This window comes from Paenibacillus borealis, assembly GCF_000758665.1.
Classification (GTDB): Bacteria; Bacillota; Bacilli; order Paenibacillales; family Paenibacillaceae; genus Paenibacillus_AQ; species Paenibacillus_AQ borealis.
In genome coordinates, this window is sequence record NZ_CP009285.1 from 950,691 (window position 1) to 972,486 (window position 21,796).

Annotated in this window: 13 protein-coding genes; 11 read left to right on the forward strand and 2 right to left on the reverse strand. The window is 51.4% G+C overall.

Annotated features, from left to right (window positions below; translation table 11 throughout):
* The first annotated feature begins 202 nt into the window (after positions 1 to 202).
* Positions 203 to 1,588: an amino acid permease gene (locus PBOR_RS04045; RefSeq protein ID WP_042210590.1), complete on the forward strand. Its 1,386-nt coding sequence runs from the start codon at positions 203 to 205 to the stop codon at positions 1,586 to 1,588.
* Between the two features lie 345 nt (positions 1,589 to 1,933).
* Here the strand turns inward: PBOR_RS04045 and PBOR_RS04050 are convergent, their stop codons facing one another.
* Complete coding sequence (locus PBOR_RS04050; protein WP_042210591.1) at positions 1,934 to 2,923, reverse strand: DUF4003 family protein; 990 nt, start codon at positions 2,921 to 2,923, stop codon at positions 1,934 to 1,936.
* A 172-nt stretch (positions 2,924 to 3,095) separates the two neighbouring features.
* On the opposite strand from PBOR_RS04050, the gene PBOR_RS04055 reads away from it, so the two are divergent.
* From PBOR_RS04055 to PBOR_RS04090, 8 genes are all read left to right on the forward strand, one after another.
* Positions 3,096 to 5,483: a GH36-type glycosyl hydrolase domain-containing protein gene (locus PBOR_RS04055; protein WP_042210593.1), complete on the forward strand. Its 2,388-nt coding sequence runs from the start codon at positions 3,096 to 3,098 to the stop codon at positions 5,481 to 5,483.
* Between the two features lie 71 nt (positions 5,484 to 5,554).
* Positions 5,555 to 6,010 (forward strand): putative immunity protein, encoded by a 456-nt coding sequence (locus tag PBOR_RS04060; RefSeq protein WP_245648027.1) that lies wholly within the window; start codon positions 5,555 to 5,557, stop codon positions 6,008 to 6,010.
* Positions 6,011 to 6,510: 500 nt separating this feature from the next.
* Entirely contained in the window at positions 6,511 to 7,533 is a 1,023-nt protein-coding gene (locus tag PBOR_RS04065) for a LacI family DNA-binding transcriptional regulator (RefSeq protein WP_042210594.1), read from the forward strand.
* Positions 7,534 to 7,963: 430 nt separating this feature from the next.
* Positions 7,964 to 9,205 (forward strand): PTS ascorbate transporter subunit IIC, encoded by a 1,242-nt coding sequence (locus PBOR_RS04070; protein WP_245648028.1) that lies wholly within the window; start codon positions 7,964 to 7,966, stop codon positions 9,203 to 9,205.
* 52 nt (positions 9,206 to 9,257) lie between these two features.
* Positions 9,258 to 9,599, forward strand: a complete 342-nt coding sequence (locus PBOR_RS04075) for a cupin domain-containing protein (RefSeq protein ID WP_042210596.1) — start codon at positions 9,258 to 9,260, stop codon at positions 9,597 to 9,599.
* Positions 9,600 to 9,937: 338 nt separating this feature from the next.
* Positions 9,938 to 14,953 (forward strand): AAA domain-containing protein, encoded by a 5,016-nt coding sequence (locus PBOR_RS04080; RefSeq protein ID WP_042210597.1) that lies wholly within the window; start codon positions 9,938 to 9,940, stop codon positions 14,951 to 14,953.
* 85 nt (positions 14,954 to 15,038) lie between these two features.
* Positions 15,039 to 15,878, forward strand: coding sequence for an aldo/keto reductase (locus tag PBOR_RS04085; RefSeq protein WP_042210598.1), 840 nt, complete (start codon positions 15,039 to 15,041; stop codon positions 15,876 to 15,878).
* 143 nt (positions 15,879 to 16,021) lie between these two features.
* The gene (locus PBOR_RS04090) at positions 16,022 to 16,918 is read left to right on the forward strand and encodes an SDR family oxidoreductase (RefSeq protein WP_042210599.1); all 897 of its coding nucleotides are present in this window, start codon (positions 16,022 to 16,024) and stop codon (positions 16,916 to 16,918) included.
* Positions 16,919 to 17,004: 86 nt separating this feature from the next.
* On the opposite strand, the gene PBOR_RS37640 is transcribed toward PBOR_RS04090, so the two are convergent.
* A complete protein-coding gene (locus PBOR_RS37640) occupies positions 17,005 to 17,802 on the reverse strand; it encodes a hypothetical protein (RefSeq protein WP_157763970.1) in 798 nt (265 codons plus the stop codon).
* A gap of 335 nt (positions 17,803 to 18,137) precedes the next feature.
* On the opposite strand from PBOR_RS37640, the gene PBOR_RS04095 reads away from it, so the two are divergent.
* Positions 18,138 to 18,839, forward strand: a complete 702-nt coding sequence (locus PBOR_RS04095; protein ID WP_042210600.1) for an ABC transporter ATP-binding protein — start codon at positions 18,138 to 18,140, stop codon at positions 18,837 to 18,839.
* 13 nt (positions 18,840 to 18,852) lie between these two features.
* A complete protein-coding gene (locus tag PBOR_RS04100) occupies positions 18,853 to 21,417 on the forward strand; it encodes an ABC transporter permease (protein WP_042210601.1) in 2,565 nt (854 codons plus the stop codon).
* Positions 21,418 to 21,796: the final 379 nt, after the last annotated feature.

Below are 21,796 nucleotides of genomic sequence, written 5' to 3' on the forward strand. Positions count from 1 at the left end.
ATGTAAATAAATCAAAGTGATTATAACACTATGAAACAAAATGTATAGGTTTACGGCCAATTTTGTTGTTACAATCGAACGAACTTTTGGTGGAGTAATTCTGCATTGCGTTAATGTATGTCACAGCTTACAATGATTCTGACATATTATGATAGATTAGTGTTTTACACATGCAGGGAATACATAGAGGGGGAGCATTTTTTTGGAAGCGAAACAGTTAACAAGAGGGCTTAAGCCGCGGCATATCGAGCTGATCGCACTCGGGGGCACGATTGGCGTAGGGTTGTTCATGGGCTCTGCAAGTACGATTAAGTGGGCAGGGCCGTCGGTGCTGCTGGCCTATCTTTTGGCGGGAATAATCATGTTTTTTGTGATGCGGATTATGGGGGAGATGCTGGTGCTCGAACCGGTCACCGGCTCGTTTGCCACCTTTGCCCACAAATATATCAGTCCGCTGGCCGGATTTCTAACGGCCTGGAGCTATTGGTTCCTCTGGGTGACTGTAGGGATGGCGGAGGTTACGGCAATCGGAATCTACGTGGGGTACTGGTTTCCTGAAATCCCGCAGTGGATTCCGGCTCTTATCGGTGTAGGTATTATTGCGGCGGCCAATCTGGCAGCGGTGAAATTGTACGGGGAGTTTGAATTCTGGTTCGCGATGATCAAGGTGGTCGCCATTGTCGTGATGCTGGTGATTGGAACCGGAGTAATCTTCTTTGGCCTGGGAAATGGCGGAGAGCCGCTCGGCTTGTCGAATCTGTATAGCCATGGAGGGTTCTTTGCCGGAGGACTGAAGGGCTTCCTGTTTGCGCTCTGCATTGTCACGGCTGCCTATCAGGGGATTGAGCTGGTGGGAATTACAGCAGGCGAAGCGGAGGATCCTAAGCGTACGTTGCGCAAAGCGATCAAGAATATCATCTGGCGCATTCTGATTTTCTACGTGGGGGCAATCTTCATCATTGTAACGATTTATCCATGGAACGAAATTGGCGAAATCGGCAGTCCATTCGTGATGACCTTCGCCAAGGTAGGGATCGTCGGCGCTGCGGGCATCATCAACTTTGTCGTGCTGACAGCGGCTATGTCAGGCTGCAACAGCGGAATCTACAGTGCGGGCAGAATGCTGTACACCTTAGCCCAGAACGGACAGGCTCCGAAGTTCTTCGGGAAGGTCTCGGCAAGCGGAGTTCCCAGAAACAGTATTATTACAACAATCTCCCTGCTGCTGGTCGGTGTACTGTTCAATTACCTTATGCCGGATTCCAAGCTGTTTCTCTATATTTACAGCGCCAGTGTGCTTCCGGGAATGATTCCCTGGTTTGCGCTGGCCTTCAGCCAGTTCAGATTCAGGGATCGCTGGAAGGGTGAAATGGCGGAGCATCCGTTCAAATCCCGGCTGTTCCCTATAAGCAACTACATTATTATTATCTTCCTGTCGCTCGTGATCATCGGCATGTGGTTCAACCCGGATACCCATCTGTCGCTGATTGTGGGGGCTTCGTTCCTGGACATTGTTGTTGCAGGCTATTATGCCTTCGGGATCGGGAAGCGCGGGCGGCCGGAGGAGCCAGGGAAGCTTAGAGGATAATACAAGAGCCTGTCTCCAATAAATTGGGGACAGGCTCTTTTTTAGAACCACTTGTATAGAAATGTCGCCGGAATCCATTGCCGGCAGAATTGAGACTTATAGATAAACACTGTATCGGCCTAATGTTGTACGTAATGCAACTTTGGCTCATAGATACCCGTGTGTTTGAGAGTATTGTTGTACGAAAATACAAGAATTTCCCCGTTACATTGCTTGAAACCGAAGAAATGCTGTATTTTGTGCAACAATTCTGGTTTACGGCCGGTTTTTCGAAGGAAATGTTGTATTTTGAGCAGGAATCCCCAAAAATAACCGGTCTCTGCCTCACTCGGCAGGCCCATAAGTTTAATTCGAAGAAGACGCAGCCGCAGCAGCGGAGGATGCGGCTGCAACCGCAATAGCCGTCTGCTGGGCAATGATGATATTAGTAATACTGGTGGATAACGCGGAAGTGATGATGCCGCTCTTTACGTCATCGATATATTTATAGGATACGAGTGCCGCAGACAGCAGGAGCAGCTCCTGCTTGTTAATCGACCAATTTCCGAAGCCCTTCCGGGTACGCAGAAACTCATAGGTTTCAGAGACATCATTCACGAGTCCAGTCTGGTCATAAGGGAGCAGCGACAGTATGCCAAGCGAAGGAAGGGTATATTCCTTGTCCATGCGGATGTCCTGTGCACGGAAGGCCTCGCGCAAGCTGAGCACCCGGTCGGCAGGTCCGGCGGCTTCCTCCCCAAGCAACAGCACCTGCGTCAGAGCCTGAACGCTGTTTCCGGAGAAGAACTCGGGTTTCAGAGTGACATAGAGCTGTTCCAGGCGTTCTACTCCGTGTTCGACCCCGATACCGGATATTCCGAGCATTGCGGCGAAGATATAGTCGTCCTGTCCGGTTAAGAAGGGATGCTTCGCTCGCATGCCATCGAAGAATGCCTTCGTCCGTTCGATCACCTGGACATATTGATCTGAGGTGGTATGGGCAGCGATCTGATAGGCGGCAATGACGAGATAGTCAGAAGCCCTGAATTTGACATCCTTCATCAAATCATATACGGCTAACGTCTCGGCAAGCTGCTGCTCCGGTTTAGCGGACAGAGAGAGCAGGGTGGCGATGCTGATGGCTGAAGTCCCGCGGAAAGAAGAGAACATCCGGGTGTTCTCCTTAATCAGCTCATGGTTCGCACGGATGGCATCCTGATCAGCTGTTTTGTTCTCCACTGTGTAGAGCAAGGCTGCCAGGCGGTTTACCTGAACATTTTGCCAGGGGAATGCCTTTTTGATCCTCTGCGTGTTCTCAGCAAACAGTTCAAGTCTTGCCAGGTATTGTTCCTTCATCGGTTACACCTCTCATCTATACTTGGACACTTGGGTTCATTCTACTATAAAAATCCAGAATGCCCAAAACGGATCAAATCTCATAGACTTGCCCCCAAACCTATGAGAGCGTATTCTTGAACATAGACAAGGTACATTAGCGAATAAAAAAAACTGGAAGAGAGGCATGAGAGTGATAAGAGCATCTGAAGATAATGAATATTATGAGTTGTCGAGTCCGACTATTCTCCCCAAGGCTTCGGGCTTCCTATGGAATGAGCAGATGATGATTCATATGAATTGCCGCGGGTATGCGGTAGCCCAGTTTATGCAGCCGGAACCTGCCAAGTATTCCTATGCCCCGAATCTGGAAGCCAAGACCTTCATGCAGCCGGAGCAGCCTTATTATGCCCACCACCCCGGCCGTTTTGTCTATGTGAAGGACGAGGAGAACGGAGAGGTGTTCTCTGCCCCTTATGAGCCTGTTCGCACGCCGCCTGATCACTACACCTTTGCTGTTGGCAAACATAATATTGTGTGGAAAATAGAGAAGAGCGGTATCGCCATCGAGATGACGCTGAGCCTGCCCAAAGATGAGCCGATGGAGCTGTGGCGGGTGAAGGTAACCAATCTGTCTTCCGCTCCAAGAACAATAAGCATCTACCCTTACTTTACCATTGGCTATATGTCATGGATGAATCAGTCCGGTGAGTATAAGGAAGCTTTGCAGGGAATTGTCGCTACAGCCGTTACGCCTTACCAGAAATATCAGGAATACGACAGAATCAAACGGCTGAAGGACAAGACCTTCCTCCTGGCCGACCACGCCCCCGCGTCCTGGGAAGTGAACCAGGAAGCATTCGAAGGGGAAGGCGGGATCAGTTCCCCGTCTGCACTGAGAAGCAGTCTGTTATCCCGGGGAGAATCCCGGTATGAATCACCGGTAGCAGTTCTGCAGTATCAGCTCGGTCTGGAGCCTGGTGAGGAGCGCGAGTACCGGTTCATCTTCGGTCCGGCTCAGACGGAGCAGGAGATCGCTGATATCCGCCAGCGGATGTTCCTGGATAAAGCAGCCGCCGGTGAAGACGGATTTACGCTCGCGGAACGGGAGTATGCGGAATATATCGCGGAAGGCAGAGGCTGCATTGAAATCGCGACTCCGGATGCGGATCTTGATAATCTGGTGAACCACTGGCTGCCCCGGCAGATGTACTATCACGGGCAGACCAACCGCCTGACGACGGACCCCCAGACCCGGAATTATCTGCAGGATAATATGGGCATGAGTTATATTAAGCCGCAGATGGCAAGACAGGCTTTCCTGACTGCTCTTAGCCAGCAGGCGGCAAGCGGAGCCATGCCGGATGGCATTATTTTGCATGAAGCCGCTGAACTGAAGTATATCAATCAGGTCCCGCATACGGACCATTGTGTCTGGCTGCCCATTTGCCTCAGTACCTATCTGGATGAGACGGATGATTACAGCATTCTGGAAGAGATCGTCCCTTATGCGGGCGGTGAGGAAACCGGATCAGTCTTCGAACATATCGACCGGGCGATGCACTGGCTGATTCATGAGCGGGATGAACGGGGTCTGAATTATATCAATCAGGGCGACTGGTGTGATCCGATGAATATGGTAGGCTACCGGGGCAAAGGGGTTTCCGGGTGGCTGACGATAGCTACGGCGTATGCTTGCATGATCTGGGCAGACATTTGTGATCGCAGCGGCCGGCTGGAGACGGGCAAGGCATTCCGCCTTTCGGCAGACGAGACGAATGCTATAGTTAATCAGTATTTCTGGGACGGCGAGTGGTATGCGCGGGGAATCACCGATGATAATGTCGTGTTCGGAATCAGTGAAGATAAGGAAGGGCGGATCTTCATTAACCCCCAAGGCTGGGCACTGCTTAGCGGGGCAGCTGATGAAGAGAAGCAGCAGAAGCTGATGAAGTCGGTCCGCGAACAGCTGGAGACACCATACGGAGTGGAAAAGCTCGCACCATCCTATACCGCCATGCGTGAGGATGTGGGCCGGGTTACGCAGAAGCATCCGGGCACCGCCGAGAACGGTGCAGTCTATAATCATGCCGCAGCGTTCTATATCTACGGTCTGTATGCGGTGGGAGAGCAGGATCAGGCGTACCGCCTGCTGCGCAAAATGATCCCGGGACCCGATATTGAGGATATTATCAGACGGGGCCAATTGCCTGTGTTCATCCCTAACTATTACCGCGGCGCATACAAGCAATTCCCGAAGACTGCCGGACGCTCCAGCCATCTGTTTAATACCGGCACCGTTCCGTGGGTGTACCGTTGCCTGATTGACGGTCTGTTCGGACTCCAGGGCACGCGCGAAGGACTGGAGGTGAAGCCGCAGCTTCCTTCCGATTGGCCGGAAGTTACGGTTAAACGTAACTTCAGAGGTGTAGAGCTGCACATCAAGATGCAGCGTGAAGCGGGCGTAACGGCAACAGAAGTGTATCTGGACGGCCAGTTAGTGGAGGATGGTATCCTTAAGGATCTGAAATCCGGTATGGAGTATACTGTGCTGGTTAAGATTCCGCCAAGCAATGCCTGATAGAAACATATAATATATGAAAAGGCCGGAACTCAGGAAGATTCCGGCCTTCTTCGATAGGGAGGAATATAGTGAGAGAGAAACTGGCCGCGGGTGGGCTGGACAAGTCCATCGCCGAGCTTGCAGGCACAAGTAATCATACAGTATTAGCCGTCTGGGCTGCGGACTGTGCAGAACGCGTGCTGCCCTATCTGGAGGCAGCATGCCCGGAAGACAAGCGGCCCCGGCAAGCGGTTGAAGCCGCACGCGCCTGGGTGCGCGGTGAGCTTAAGATGATTGCAGCCCGCCAGGCTGCGTTTGCCGCTCATTCGGCGGCCCGTGACGCCGGTCCGGCAGAGGCCTGCGCTGCAGCCCGCGCTGCCGGACATGCGGCGGCAACTGCGCATGTTGCCACCCATGCAGTGCATGCCGCAACCTATGCCGTCAAGGCTGTTCATGCCGCAGCGGCTCCTGCCGGAGCCGAACTCGCCGTCACGCAGGAGCGTGAATGGCAATACCGGCATTTGGCCCAGCTGAATGAAGAGTGACTAGTTAAGAGGGAGGACTGATGGAGGGACCTCCTTCCATTCTTTTCGCATCAGTCAGGTACGATGACCTGAAATCCTGCACTAAAATACAACAATCCCTTGATTAAATCGGCCCAAACCGGAAATTGTTGTACAGAATGCAGCATTTCTCCACCAACTGCGGCACAGCGGGAGAATTCTTGTATTTTCTACAACAATTCTCTCAAACACCCTAATAGGATTGAATCAAAGTTGCAAAACGTACAACAATTATGATCAGAGCTATACCGGCTGCTAAAGCTCCCGATTCGCTTAATGTTCCCGGGGACAACAGCAGCCCAAACAACGGTCCGTGCGCGGAGTGTCCTTTTGTGAGCTAGAGTAACAAGCCTGCTGAATGTTTTCCTACCCGTCCAAGAAAGTATATAATACAGTAGAACTCACATGCGTCGTGAAAACACTTTGGCACAAGGGGCGAAGTGTCTTTTTGCATAAGGGATAGTGTTGTAGGAGGCTGGGTCATGGCAGTTACGATGAAGGAAGTTGCCGAACGTGCAGGGGTATCCAAGAGTACGGTTTCGCAATTTCTTAACAAAAGATTCAACTATATGAGTGTGGACACGAAGAAGAAGATTGAAGAGGCTATTGAAGAGCTTAACTATATTCCCAATGAGGTGGCCCGCAGTCTCAAGCATAAGAAGACGTTCATTGTAGGCGTGATTTCCTCAACCATTCTATCGAGATTTACTACGGAAGTGGTGCGTGCCATAGAGGATGAATGCCAGCTGAAGGGCGTCCAGGTGATCGTCTGCAACACCGATGATGACCCGCTCAAGGAGAAGAAATACGTCCAGTCGATGATTGCGCGGCAGGTGGACGGGCTGATTATTTTCCCGACGGAAGAGAATAAGAAGATGTATTCTTCGCTGGTTAAGAACGGTTATCCGTTTGTATTTGTTGACCGCAAAATTGATGATATCAACGTAGACACCGTACTGCTCAATAATGAGAAAGCCAGCGGGCTGGCAGTCGAAGCCTTCGCCCTTCATAACCATACCCAAATAGGCATAATCACCTTCCCGCTTGGCAAAAAGGCAATCACCACGCGGATTGAGCGCTTGTCCGGATACAGGAACACGCTGAAGAAGCATGGCCTTCCGGTGAATGAGAACTATATCAAAAGCGGCAGGCTGGACGAAATGCCGGCGCTGATCAGGCAGCTGTTCCATATGGACAATCCGCCTACTGCCATCATCGCTACCAATGATATGATTCTGGAGCAGGTGCTGATCTATGCCAAGAATAACCGCTTAAGTATCCCTGAGGATTTCTCCCTGATTGGAATAGATGATGTATCCTTTGCTTCCTTCTACAATCCGCCGATTACGACCATATCCCAGCCAAGCTTTGAAATGGGGAAAAGAAGTGCCCGGCTGCTGCTCGACTTAATTGACCAGAAGGAGGAAGAGCAGAAGGGACGGCCTGAGCTTGTCCGCTTGAACCCCGAGATTAGACACAGGGAATCGGTCCGCAGGTTAAACTGACCTGTTAATAATGTTCATAGCGCAGCTTACTTTCTTTTGGGCCGGAGACAGAACCGGAGGATGAAAGTAAGTTTTTTTGCTTGGGAAACGGTTTTATTTTTTCAGTTGCAAAAAGCAAATATCGCGATATAATGATCGTATGATTCGAGTCATGAATACCCTTGCATTCCTGAATGTTCCTGTTTTTAACAATGATAGCGTGTTCTTTTGAGGAGGGGGACTAGATAGCGGTTGATGAGGTAATAGTTTGCCTGATATTGTGATTTTGTTCACAAAAGAATGAAGTGGTTTTATGCACAATGCTTATGCACGTTGTTTCATGGTTTTACCGGAAGGACAAATTTTTTTGGAGCTCTACTAAATCGATTTAGTAGACTGTTGAAAACTATAACGATCAGAAAGAAGTTGGAGACCCGCCATGCATATGTTTATGAGTATTATCAAAGAGCCATCGATTATTATTGCCATTGTGACGCTTCTCGGCCTCATCTTCCAGCGTAAGAAGATTCCTGAAATTATTACGGGCACAACCCTATCCTTCATGGGCTTCACCATGATCAAAGTGGGCGGCGGTATCCTGGGCGGCGTGCTCACCAACTTCAGTAAAATGTTCTCGTATGCCTTCCACCTCAAGGGTGTTGTGCCGAGTAACGAAGCGATCATGGCGCTGACCATTGATCAGATTGGTGCGGATGCTGCGCTGATCCTGCTGTTCTCCATGATTCTGAACATTGTGCTTGCCCGTGTGACGAAGTTCAAATACATCTATCTGTCCCTGCACCTGGTTCTGTTCATGAGCTTCGCCGCTACTGCGGTTATGAAGGGTCTGGGCCTCAGTTCAGTAGTGACCGTTATTGTCGGTTCCCTGGCCATCGGCAGTTACATGGCGGTATTCCCTTATCTGCTGCGCAATGCCAGCCGGAATATCATCAAATCGGATGAATATACCATCGCGCATGCTTCCATGACCTCTTACATCATCGGTACGTATCTCGGCAAAGTATTCGGTAACCGTGAGAATGATACGGAGAATATTAAGATTAATGACCGCATCAGCTTTTTGCGCGATCCGAATGTGGCTACTACCTTAACGATGCTGGTGCTGCTGCTGGTGTCGGGACTCGTCGCCGGTGCTGATTTTGTAAATGAATTATCAGAGGGCAAGGAATATATCGTCTTCATTCTGGAGCAGGCTGCGATTTTTGCCGCCGGGTTGTATATCGCCAAAGCTGGTGTTAAGCTGTTTACTACAGAAATCGTCCCTGCCTTCAAAGGCTTCTCCCAAGTGTTCGCTCCGGGCGCAATCCCAGGCGTGGATGTCCTGGTACTGTTCGATAAGTCGCCCAATTCCGCTCTGGTAGGGTTCCTGGTCAGCTTCTTTACTGGTGTAGCCTGCGTGTTCCTGTTCCCGCTCGTCGGACTGCCGGTTATTGTTCCTGGAATCATGGCCTGCTTCCTGGCCGGCGGTGCTGCTGCGATCTTCGGGAATTCCAGCGGCGGCTTCAGAGGGGCTGTCATCTCCAGCTGTCTGAACGGCTTCCTGCTCTGTCTGCTGCCTGCACTTACTTTGCCGCTCTTCTCCTACCTGGGAGCTGAAGGGGTAACATTCGCTGATCCGGACTTCACTTCTCTTTCAGTGATCCTATGGGGGATCTTCCGCTGGTTCCACTAATTTTTTTCGCTTTTACTAAATCGATTTATTCATTTGATTGGAGGAATTATTTATGTTTTATCACGATCAAGAAATCCAGGCTGTAACTGTAGACGGCAATACTACCCGGAAGGTGCTCGCACACAGTGACCAGATCATGTATACGAAGGTGATGTTCGCCAAGGCCCAGGAAGGAGAAATTCCGCTGCACAAGCATGTGCATGAACAGGTTACTTATGTGCTGCAGGGCAGCTTTCAGTTCATGATCGATGACGGTGAAACGCAGGAGGTGCAGACCGTCCATGTTGGCGACAGCATCCACTTCCCGTCCAATGTACTTCACGGCTGTATTCCGCTGGAGGATGGCGGCGTTCTGCTGGATGCTTTTACACCGGTACGGGTGGATTTTCTGTAAAAGAGTTATTGAAAAGCAGATAAGGCTGATTGAGGGGCGCGGGGAATCCGCGTCTCTTTTTTTGGAAATAATTATATAATAGAGGGTCTGCGCAAAGAACCTGATTAAACATCGCAGTTAAAGCCCCGCCTTGTGGGGTTATTTGAAAATATAAGAATTTATATGTTTCACATGATAAATTATCCTTCTATTTCTCGCTGAAACGGTACCGTCCTTTAAAGGACGGTACCGTTTCTACTTGGTATGAAAATACTGGTATTGTAACCTGGCGGATTATATTATAATTAGTTCAAAAAACAGGATCTTTGTCGCAAAAGGACAGAGAAGAAGGGCTATGTATGGGAATTAGCGAAGATCAGCGAATCGCGGCGAAACAGAAGCTTATTCAGGTATTTACCTATCTGCAGGCTCTGCATCAGCTGAAGCAGCCGATAATCAAGCGCATATCCGGGCAGTTATGGTCGCAGACCCTTGCCGACCTGCCGGTTCATTCTAATGTAAGCTGTGATTTCACAGAGGGGATAAGCCCTTCTGAACGTATAGAAGATGAGATGTCTGAGGTGCTGCTGCGCGTGAAGCGGCCTGACCGGACCGCCTGCCCGAAACCGCCGGAGCTGCTGCAGCGCTGGCTGAAGCCGGATTGGGAGAACATTCATGCCCGTCTGGAACGGCTGGAGAGCATGGACAGTTACCGGGAAACTACGGATTCCGGGGAATATGAAGCTTATGTTGAACGTTTCGATCAGGACGAAGAGAGAGTGCGGCTCTGGGAGAATTGGATTGTGGAGCGTGAGGCCTGGCAGGAGAGGGAGTGGCCTGTCCGCAGAACGATCAGGCTGTTTGAGGATCTGTATATGCTCTATTCATGGATTGACCGTGAACGGGATGCCGTGGAGCTGATGATCGGCGACGGGATGCTGCACTGGGAGCTCACTCCGGAGCCGATTCATCATCCGGTGCTCTTACAAAGGGTCGAGCTTGTATTCAATCCGGAGGGACCTGAATTTACAGTCATCGCCTCCGAAGCTGCTCCCGAATTTCATGGCTCCTTATTCAGAGATGTGCCCGAAGTCAGCCCGGGGTCCCTTAAGAAATGTAACGCGGAGTTGCTGGAGGCTGGCTGCTTCCCTTTGGATTTCAGTGCTACGGATGATTATTTACGCAAAGTATCCGGGTATTTGTCTGCCCAGGCGGAGTTTATCCCTTTTCATAGAACCTCTGCACAACCGGCTCAGGATAGGACAGCAGTGTATATCCGGAGGGAGCCGGTTATTTTTCTGCGCAGGCGGTCGGCTGGTTTCGATCATGCGTTCGAAGAGATTATTCAGGATTTACATGATAGAGAGGAACTCCCCCAGGCGATTGCCAGAATTACCGGAATTGATCCGGGAGAGGATTCATCGGAAACGCAGGTGTTTACGTATTCTAATTTGAATGTAAATGGTGAGAATGAAGATGTCCTGTTCACCAAAGAAGCGAATTCGGAGCAGCTGGATATCGCACTGAAGCTGGGGAGATATGGCTCCGTTCTGGTACAGGGGCCGCCGGGTACCGGGAAGACGCATACGATTGCCAATCTGCTGGGCCATTTTCTGGCGGAAGGCAAGAGCGTGCTGGTCACGAGCCATACTTCAAGGGCACTGGCTGTGCTGCGTGATAAAGTGGCAAGGCCGCTGCAGGATCTGTGTGTCAGTGTGCTGGATGATGCCAGCGGGCAGAAGCAGCTGGAGAATTCCATCGACAAGATTACTTCCACATTAAGCTCCATATCCATTGATCAGACTGAAGCGGAAGTAGAGCTGCTTACCACCGGGCGTAAATCCATTCTGGAACAGATCAGGGGCATTGAAGACAGATTGCGGCTCTCCAGAGAGAACGATTACCGGCCTATCGTAATTTCCGGTACAGCGTTTGATCCGTCTGAAGCTGCCAAGTTAATCTTTGCAGGCCGGGATACTATGGAGCAGATTCCGGGGAGGGTAGCAGCCGGACATGCTTGTCCGCTTACCCCTGAAGAACTGGAACATTTATATAGAAGCTCTGGAGAAATCAGTGCGCAGGATGAGACGGAATTCCAATACTTGAGTAATCGTCTGGAACTGTCTGTCACGCCGGAAATATTCCATGCGCTTGTGCTGGAGCATCAGCAGCTGTCCGATATGGATACCGGCAGGCATCTTCCTTACTTCACGCCGGGTTCGGACGTATCCCCCGATAAGCTTAACGCTGCTCTACAGCAGCTTCGTGAAGCGTTTGGTGGGGTTTCTGAGGAAGAGTGGAAGCTGGATCTGATCTCGGCAAAAGATAATGATAAGCACGATTGGACCAATCTGCTGGAAGAAGTGGAGAAATGGCTTGAGCTATACCGGATAGCGAGAACTGCCAAATACAAATACGGCTTTGAACATTTGGCCGGTACGGATCTTCAGCCGCTGCTGCCTGTGCTGGAGGAAATGAAACGGTATCTGGAAGGCGGAGGGAAGCTGAGCGCCTTTCAGCTGCTGCTCAAGAGGCAGTGGAAGAAGGCCTGCGAGCTTATTGCACCTCCCGGCAAAGGAACCGAAGAGGTCAATGCCGACTATTTGGAGGCTCTGCTTGCAGTTGGTGCTTATCAGGATCAACATACCAAGTCCGTCATCCGCTGGAAGCGTCAGGTTACGGACCGGGGCGGATATGATCTGTCACAGTTCGGACCACAGCCTGAAGAGTATATGGATCAGATTATTCAGGAGATCCGCAGCCTGCTGGACTGGCGGCAGACAAGCCTTGATCCGCCGCTTCATTCCCTGGAGGGTGAAGGGCTGCTGTGGAATGTTCTGCTGAACGCGAGTCCTATGGCGGTGGGCAAACATATGGAATGGCAACATATGCGGGAGCTGATAGAACAGGAGCTTCCTTCTATTATAGATTCATATATTGCTGCAGAGAGATGGAAGACAGTCAAAGAGCAGCTCGCGGAAGCAGGCAGGGCTGCGGAGTCTCTGGCAGACTACCGTTCCGCTATAGCCGGCCGGTTGCAGCAAAGCGTAGTCCGGCTGGACCCGCAGTCCTATGAACAAGCGTATCAGGCGGTTCAGCTTCTATGGGATAAAAGTGCCTTAATCGGCCAACGCCAGGAATGGCTGCAGCGTCTGCAGCAGAGCGCTCCGGATTGGGCTCAGGCGGTTCGGAGCAGAAGCGGAATCCACGGTGAGCACCAGGCACCGGCCGGACTTGAAGCGGTCTGGCTGCTCAAACAGCTGGATATGGAGCTTGATCAGCGGGCAGGAATTTCAGCACAGGAGCTTCAGGAGGAACTGGCGGATGTCCGCCGGGAATTCAAGGCGGCCACACTTCAATTAGTGGAGAAGAAGGCCTGGCTGGCGCTTGCCCGGAAAACTACGCTGAAGCAGCAGAACGCGCTTCATGGATGGAAGCTGCTGATGAAGAAAGCCGGCAAGCGCACAGGTAAAGCGGCTCCCCATCTGCTTGCCGAAGCCCGGAAGCTGATGCCGGTCTGCCAGACGGCTGTTCCTGTCTGGATTATGCCCACATACAGAGTGGTCGACAGCTTCACTCCGTCCGAGAACCGGTTCGATGTGGTTATCGTGGATGAAGCCAGCCAGGCAGATATTATGGCGCTGACAGCACTGTATCTGGGTACGCAAATTGTCGTGGTGGGCGATGATGAGCAGGTAAGTCCGGAAGCCGTCGGCCAGCGGCTGGATGAGACCAGAAGGCTGATGGATGCCCATCTGGAGGGGATTCCCAATGCCGCGCTTTATGACGGCAGCACCTCGATTTATGACTTAGCCAAAACTTCATTCGCGGGCATGACGCAGCTCCGGGAGCATTTCCGCTGCGTGGAGCCGATTATCCAGTTCAGCAACCTGCTCTCCTATAATGGTTCCATTCTTCCCCTCCGCGATGCCAGCGGAGTAATTACGAAACCGTATACTGTAGAATACAGGGTTCAGGGCGGGAACCGGAACAATAAACGCAATGAGGTGGAAGCAGAGGCCATTGCTTCGCTGATTCTGTCTGCTATCCGGCTGGAAGAATACAAGGATGCTACATTTGGCGTGATTACGCTGCTTGGCGAAGAGCAGGCTATTCTGATTGACCAGTATTTACAGAAGTATATTCCGGCAACAGAATACAAACGGCGGAAGATACGCTGCGGCAACTCCGCGCAGTTTCAGGGCGATGAGCGCGACATTATTTTCTTATCCATGGTGGATGCTTCGGAGGAAGCCGTGCCCCTGCGCCTGATCTCTGATCCGGGGAACCGCACCAAGAAACGGTATAACGTAGCTGTGAGCCGCGCCCGTGACCAGTTATGGCTGGTACACTCACTCGATTCCGTAGCCCAGCTCAAAGAAGGCGACTTACGGAAACGTTTAATTGAATATGTCAGAAATCCGTATGAAGCGGATGAAACGTATAAACAGCATGAGCCTGTGCCGGAATCCGAATTCGAGCGGCAGGTGATGCGGCGGGTGCTGCAGGAAAGCTATAGGGTACTGCCTCAATGGAAGGTGGGGGCGTACCGGATCGATATGGTAGTCGAAGGGGGAGGGAAACGTCTGGCAGTGGAATGCGACGGGGACAAATGGCATCCTGCCGGGAAGCTTAAGGAGGATATGGACAGACAGTCCATACTGGAACGTCTTGGCTGGAGATTTGTACGGATCCGGGGAGGGGAGTTTTTCAGGAATCCGGAGCAGGCGCTGCAGCCATTGTTCCGCAGACTGGAGGAGCTGAATATTCCCCGTGAGCTTCACCGGCAGGAGGAAGATGCGGATGCCGGGGATACCGGACAACATGCGCTGAAGGCGGCCGTCGTCAACGGGGCGGCGCAGATCCGGCGGGAGTGGCAGGAGCTTGATCAGGAATCCGGTGCAGATCATTCAACTGCTGCGGAATCAGCGGCGGAACCGGCCGGGTTCATGGCTGCGGAGCAAGAGGAGACGGCGGAAATCTTTTATCAGGAAATCAGCCGGCAGCCGAATTTGACGGACTATTGGACGGAAGAAATGCGAAATAGAGAAGAGGAAAGACAGGCGGCACTGGAGCAGGAGCTTATCAGGCTGGAAGCGGATGCGGGTCTGGAAGTTCCTTATTGGCAGGGCTTATCGGCTGACAGTGCTGAAACGGGAGATTATGGGGACTCCGGTTTTGAGCTGGCGGAATATCTGTACAGCCGCGGGCTGCTGTTTGTGGATACCAGGGATCAGGACGGCGTCATCTGGATCATTGAGGACCTGGGCCTGATCCGGTACTTACCGGAGCTGCGGCGGAAGGGGGTACCGCTACATTATCTGAAAGAAGGCGTGTACGCTACCCGCTGGAGAGCCGCCTGGTATAGCAGATAATGTGATAATAAGGATAGGGATTTTGATATTACCCTCATTCTCTGCGATAATGTAAGCAACTATCTTAATAGGAGGCTGTATCATCATGGCAAATCACATTCCAAAAGTAGTGTTGAACGACGGATTGAAAGTGCCTGCGATTGGCTTTGGAACGGCGTGGATTAAAGGCACGGAGGGAGTACAGCATTTGAAGACTGCCCTTGATTTGGGCTATCGCCTGATTGATTCAGCATTTAACTATGAGAACGAAGGCGTTGTCGGGGAAGCGGTGCGGCAGGGCGGAGTGCCCAGAGACCAGCTGTTCATTACATCCAAGCTCCCGGGACGCCACCATAAGTATGATGAGGCGATCGTGACAGTTCAGGAATCGTTGTACCGCGCGGGACTTGATTATTATGATCTGTATCTGATCCACTGGCCTAATCCGAAGGTGAACCTGTATGTAGAAGCGTGGCAGGCGCTGATCGATGCCCAGAAGCAGGGAATGATCCGCTCTATCGGAGTCAGCAACTTTTTGCCGGAGCATCTGGACCGTCTGATTCAGGAAACGGGCGTCGCACCGAGCATCAATCAGATTGAACTGCATCCGTATTACAATCAGGCAGAGCAGCGCGCTTACCACGAGAAACACGGTATTATTACAGAATCCTGGAGTCCGCTGGGACGAGGCACGGATCTGCTGAAGAATGAACAGCTCGGCGCGATTGCCACCGCCCATAATAAATCCATTTCGCAGATTGTTCTGCGCTGGCATGTGCAGCTGGGTGCGGTTCCGATTCCGCGTTCAGCGTCGGAGGAACATCAGCGGGAGAATATTAATATCTTCGACTTTACGCTGTCAGATGAAGAGATGAAGCTGATCTCGGATATTCCGACAACCGGACCGCTGTGGGATCAGGACCCGGCGGTGTATGAAGAGTTCTAAGAATGGTTGAATTGGAAGTATTAAGGCCTCTTGCTTATTTAGCGGGGGCTTTTTTTATATTCCAGCCCATACATAATTCGTTTAGGAAAATGGGAAGCTGGTTACATAGAAAGAGTCAGAAGCCTACAGAGGAGGAATACACAATGAGCGATCAGTACACGATTCAGGACCCTGCGAAGCAGTATGAAAAAGCTACGCCGGAGTTTGAACAGCAACAGCCGAGTCCCGGCCTGGAGAAGAAGATGCATCCGCGTCCCGATGACGGGGCGGGAACGTACCGCGGCAGCGGACGGCTTACCGGCCGTAAGGCCGTGATAACCGGAGCGGACAGCGGAATCGGGCGGGCGGTAGCCATTGCTTTTGCCCGTGAAGGGGCTGATGTGGTGCTTGCGTATCTGCCGGAGGAAGAAGCTGACGCGAAGGAAGTCGTCCAGCTGGTGGAGGAAGCCGGACGGAAGGCAGTTGCCGTACCGGGCGATCTGAAGGACGAGAAGTATTGTGAACAACTGATTGCGAAGGCCGTGGAAGAACTGGGCGGGATTGATATCCTGGCCAACATCGCCGGTAAGCAGCAGTTTGTGCCGGATATCGCCGATCTGACCACAGAGCAATTCGATGCAACGTTCAAGACCAACGTATACGCGCTGTTCTGGCTCTGCAAGGCAGCGGTGAAACATATGAAGCCGGGCAGTACAATTATCAATACCGCATCCATTCAGGCTTATGAGCCTGCACCGATTCTGCTGGATTATGCCACAACCAAGAGTGCAATCAACACTTTCAGCAAATCGCTGGCTCAGCAGGTGGCGGCCAAGGGAATCCGGGTCAATGTTGTAGCACCTGGACCAGTATGGACTCCGCTTCAGGTAAGCGGAGGACAGCCGCAGGAAGCGCTCAAGGATTTCGGAGCCAAGACGCCGCTCGGCCGTCCCGGCCAGCCGGCTGAAATGGCCCCGGCTTATGTGTTCCTGGCCAGTCAGGAATCCAGCTATGTCAGCGGCGAGACCTTGAATGCTAACGGCGGCATGCCGACACCTTAAACCACAAATCAGCTGGTTAGCTCAAACCTCCGCAAGGAGGTTTTTGTTTTATTGGAAATAATGATATTTGTCTGTTGGGGATCAGTTTATTTGGAAATTGGAGCTGATCCGTCTGACGGACGAAGTTGTTCTGGGCATAGGAATCCCAGCGAATCGCCGCAAGTAGGCGGTACGGGGAAATCAAAGGGATAAATCCCTCTGATCCCGCCGGAAGTGGGCGGTACGGGAAAATCAAAGGGATAAATCCCTCTGATCCCGCCGGAAGTGGGCGATATGGGGAAATCAAAGGGATAAATCCCTCTGATCCGGCCGGAAGTGGGCGGTACGGGAAAATCAAAGGGATAAATCCCTCTGATCCCGCCGGAAGTGGGCGGTATGAGGAAATCAAAGGGATAAATCCCTCTGATTCCGCCGGCAGTGGGCGGTACGGGGAAATCAAAGGGATAAATCCCTCTGATCCCGCTGAAAGTGGGCGGTACGGTGGAATCAAAGGGATAAATCCCTCTAATCCCGCCGTAAGTGGGCGGGAGGCGAAAATGAGGAGCATTATTGCCCCTGATTTCACTGAATGCAGGCAAAAGGAGAAAACGAGGAGCATTAGTGCCCTTGATTTCACCGAATGAAGGCAAAAGGAGAAAATGAGGAGCATTAGTGCCCCTGATTTCACTGAATGCAGGCAAAAGGAGAAAACGAGGAGCATTAGTGCCCTTGATTTCACTGAATGCAGGCAAAAGGAGAAAACGAGGAGCATTAGTGCCCTTGATTTCACCGAATGAAGGCAAAAGGAGAAAATGAGGAGCATTAGTGCCCCTGATTTCACCGAATGCGGGCAAAAGGAGATAATGAGGAGCATTAGTGCCCCTGATTTCACCGAATGAAGGCAAAAGGAGAAAATGAGGAGCATTAGTGCCCCTGATTTCGCCGAAAGTGGGCGGGAGGAGAAAATGAGGAGCATTAGTGCCCCTGAATCCGCCGAGAGTGGGCGGCAGGCTGAAATGTGAAGTAGCCTTTATATCTACATAAGCTAAACAGTCCGCATATCCGCATAAGCTCCAGCTTGCTTCAGCTGTTAGGATGAGTTTTGTTCAAATTCCGTTATTCCGGTAAGGATCATACAGTAGATTGCCGCGCAATCTCCCACTTTTTATTTATGGGGTTGTCTTATGATAAACTTGGGTTATGCTGCGTGCAGGTTGTGGAAATGACAGGAGGAGATGGCATGGCGTTTGTTACTGTGAAAGGCGAATATAAGCGGTATAAAATGGGGGAGACCCTGATTGTCGCCAATGACGGGATTGAATTTGAAATCGAACAGGGAGAGTTCGCTGTAATTGTAGGACCCAGCGGAGCAGGCAAGTCGACAGTGCTTAACATACTGGGCGGAATGGATTCCGCCGACGAAGGCCAGGTCATTGTGGACGGTACCGACATCGCTCGTTTCAGCGCCAAAGAATTGACCGGCTACCGCCGTAATGACGTGGGTTTTGTATTCCAGTTCTATAATCTTGTCCCCAATCTGACGACGCTGGAGAATGTTGAGCTGGCATCCCAGATTTCTCCCCGGGCGCTGGATGCCCGGAAGGTGCTGGAGGATGTAGGGCTTGGAGAGCGGCTGAATAACTTTCCGGCCCAGCTGTCCGGCGGGGAGCAGCAGCGTGTTGCGATTGCCAGAGCGCTGGCCAAACAGCCGAAGCTGCTGCTCTGCGATGAGCCGACAGGTGCGCTCGATTACAATACCGGCAAACAGGTATTGAAGCTGCTGCAGGATACCTGCCGCAATACCGGAACCACGGTTATTGTTATCACGCATAACCTGGCTATTGCGCCGATGGCGGACCGGGTCATTGAAATCAACAACGCCAAGGTACGGAAAATGGTGAAGAATGCATCTCCGGTATCCGTGGAAGATATCGAATGGTAAGGAGCCGGAAACCATGAAGAAACGGGCATTATGGAAGGATGTTTTTCGGGAAATCCGTCATACTAAAGCAAGGTTTCTCTCCATCTTTGCGATCATTATGCTGGGGGTAAGCTTCTTTGCCGGGATCAAGTCGGCAGGACCGGATATGCTGAATACCGCAGCGACTTATTATAAGGATTATAGGCTGATGGATTTACGTGTTCAGTCAACTTATGGGCTGACGGAGAAAAGTATTGATGATCTCCGGGATATTCCCGGGGTGCAGACGGTTCAGCCTGTATACAGCTCCGATGTGTTTCTTGGAGAGAGCGGACTGATTGCCAAGGTATATTCCTATACCGGCGAGAATGAATTGAACGGGTACAAAATCACCTCCGGGCATCTGCCCGAGGCCTCCGGGGAAATCGTATTGGACGCAAATCTGCTGCAGGAAGAGAAGTTCTCGCTGGGAGATTCGATAACCTTCAGCGGGGAAGCCGGGAATGATCTGGCGGAGAATTTCCAGACATTAAGCTATACCGTGGTAGGCTTCGTGCAGAGTCCGCAATATATTGAAACGTCGAACCGCGGAACGAGCCGGATCGGCAAAGGAACAGCCGATGCGTTTGCCGTCATCCCGGAAGATAACTTCAATCTTCCGGTGTACACGGAGGCTTATCTCAGCTTCACAGATACGGCAGCAGAATCAGCCTATACTCCGGCTTATGATGACCTTGTAGAGCGGCATCTGTCTGAGACGGAGGATGCGCTGAAGAATTATCCGGAGCAGCGTCTGGAAGAACTGAAAGCGGAAGCCGCAGAGATGATGGCTGCGGGCCAGCAGCCTATGGACGCGACGCAGCAGCAACAGCAGCAACAGCAGGCGGAAGCACTAGCCGCGCAGAACCCGCTGGAGCAGCCGAAGGTGTATGTGACAGACCGGACGATCAACCCGGGGTACGCCGAATACAAGGATAATGCGGACCGGCTGTCGGCGATTGCCACGGCGTTTCCGGTGTTCTTTTTCCTGATTGCGGCACTCGTAAGCTTAACAACAATGACACGCATGGTTGAAGAGCAGCGTCTGCAGATCGGCACCTTGAAGGCGCTGGGGTATGGAGCCATGGACATTATGGCCAAATTTCTGGTGTATGGCACACTGGCCAGCCTTGCCGCTTCCATTGCCGGTCTTGCGGTCGGCTTCACCTTGTTTCCGGGCATTATTTATAATGCCTACGGCCAGCTCTATAACCTGCCGGATGTAATCAAAAGCTTCTATCCCGCTTACGCCATTATTTCCATAATAGTAGCGCTGGTGTGTACAGCCATGACGGCGATGATCGCTTCCCGGGTAGAACTGCGCAGCAATGCTTCAGTGCTGATGCGGCCCAAGTCACCGAAGAGCGGGCAGCGTATTATGCTGGAGCGGTTCGGCTTTCTGTGGAGGCGGCTCAGCTTCGTGCAAAAGGTGACCGCCCGGAACCTGTTCCGCTACAAGCAGCGGATGTTCATGACCGTAATCGGGGTGGCGGGCTGTACAGCGCTTATTCTGACCGGCTTTGGGCTGAAGGATTCCATTGGCAGCATTGCTGACCGGCAGTTCGGCGGGATTATGAAATACAGTGCTCTGGTGGCGCTGCACGACAATGCAACGGCCGAAGATAAGGCGTCCTATGCAGAACTGATTAAACAGGAGCCAGCAGTTACGGGAACGCTGGATGTGCTTCAGGAAGCAATGACTGCCCGGGCCAAAGGGGTTAACGATCAGGAGGTGCGGATTTTCGTCCCTACAGATGCTGATAAACTGGCTCCGTTCGTTACAATGAAGGACCGTACAACAGATGAACCGAGGGTATTGACAGACGAAGGCGCCATCATTACGGAGAAGCTCGCCAGGCTGTATGATCTGGTTCCCGGAGACAGCCTGACCGTGCTGGACAGCAACAATGAGGAGTACCAGGTCAAAGTGTCGGCGGTCACCGAGAACTATGTGCTGCATTATGTGTATATGACACCGGCGTACTATACAGAGGTATTTGGTCACGATCCGGTCTATAACACTCAGCTGCTGAACTACAGCGCGCAGGATAAGCAGTGGGAGGACACTTTCGGGGAAAAATTAACGTCGAACGGACAGGTGGCGATGGTCAGCTTTTCCAGCGGCGTGGGTGAAGCTTTTGACGGAACGATGGAGAGTATGGATGTGGTCATTGTTGTGCTGATTGTGTCCGCTGCAGCACTGGCCTTCGTGGTGCTCTATAACCTGACCAATATAAATGTGTCTGAACGGGTCCGTGAGCTGTCTACGATCAAGGTGCTGGGGTTCTATGATAAGGAAGTCACCATGTATATATACCGGGAGAACATCCTGCTAACCCTGCTTGGGATCATCTTCGGGGGTGCACTCGGGATTCTGCTGCATGGCTTTGTCCTGTCAACGGCTGAGCTGGATGCCACGATGTTCGCGCCGCTGATCAAATGGCAGAGTTATCTGTACGCCGCTCTGCTGACCGTGCTGTTCTCGGGGATTGTAATGGTGTTCATGCACCTTAAGCTGAAGCGGATTCATATGATTGAAGCACTGAAATCGGTGGAGTAGCGTAGTCACTATTTTGTCAAAAACATAAATAGAGCAAGACAATGAGGAAGAAAAACAGGCTGTCGGGAGAGTTCTCCCTGCCTGCTTTTCTTCTTTTTTATGCATGAAAATATAGAAGTCACCGTGCGATTAAGCTCGTAAAAAAGATAATCCTGCAGAAATGTGTCGAATTAACACGAATATGATAACATTAAGTCACAAAAACTAACCGCATTAAACACAGCTGAATGATGAGAAAAGCGGTTTTGAAGGAGTTTCTTTTACTATATTGGAAGGAATTATTTTTTATGCGCATAAATAAGATATGAAAGTGATAAAGAAATATATTGACGTAAGATATATTCACATGTAATATAAACCATAATTTATAGGGAATTGT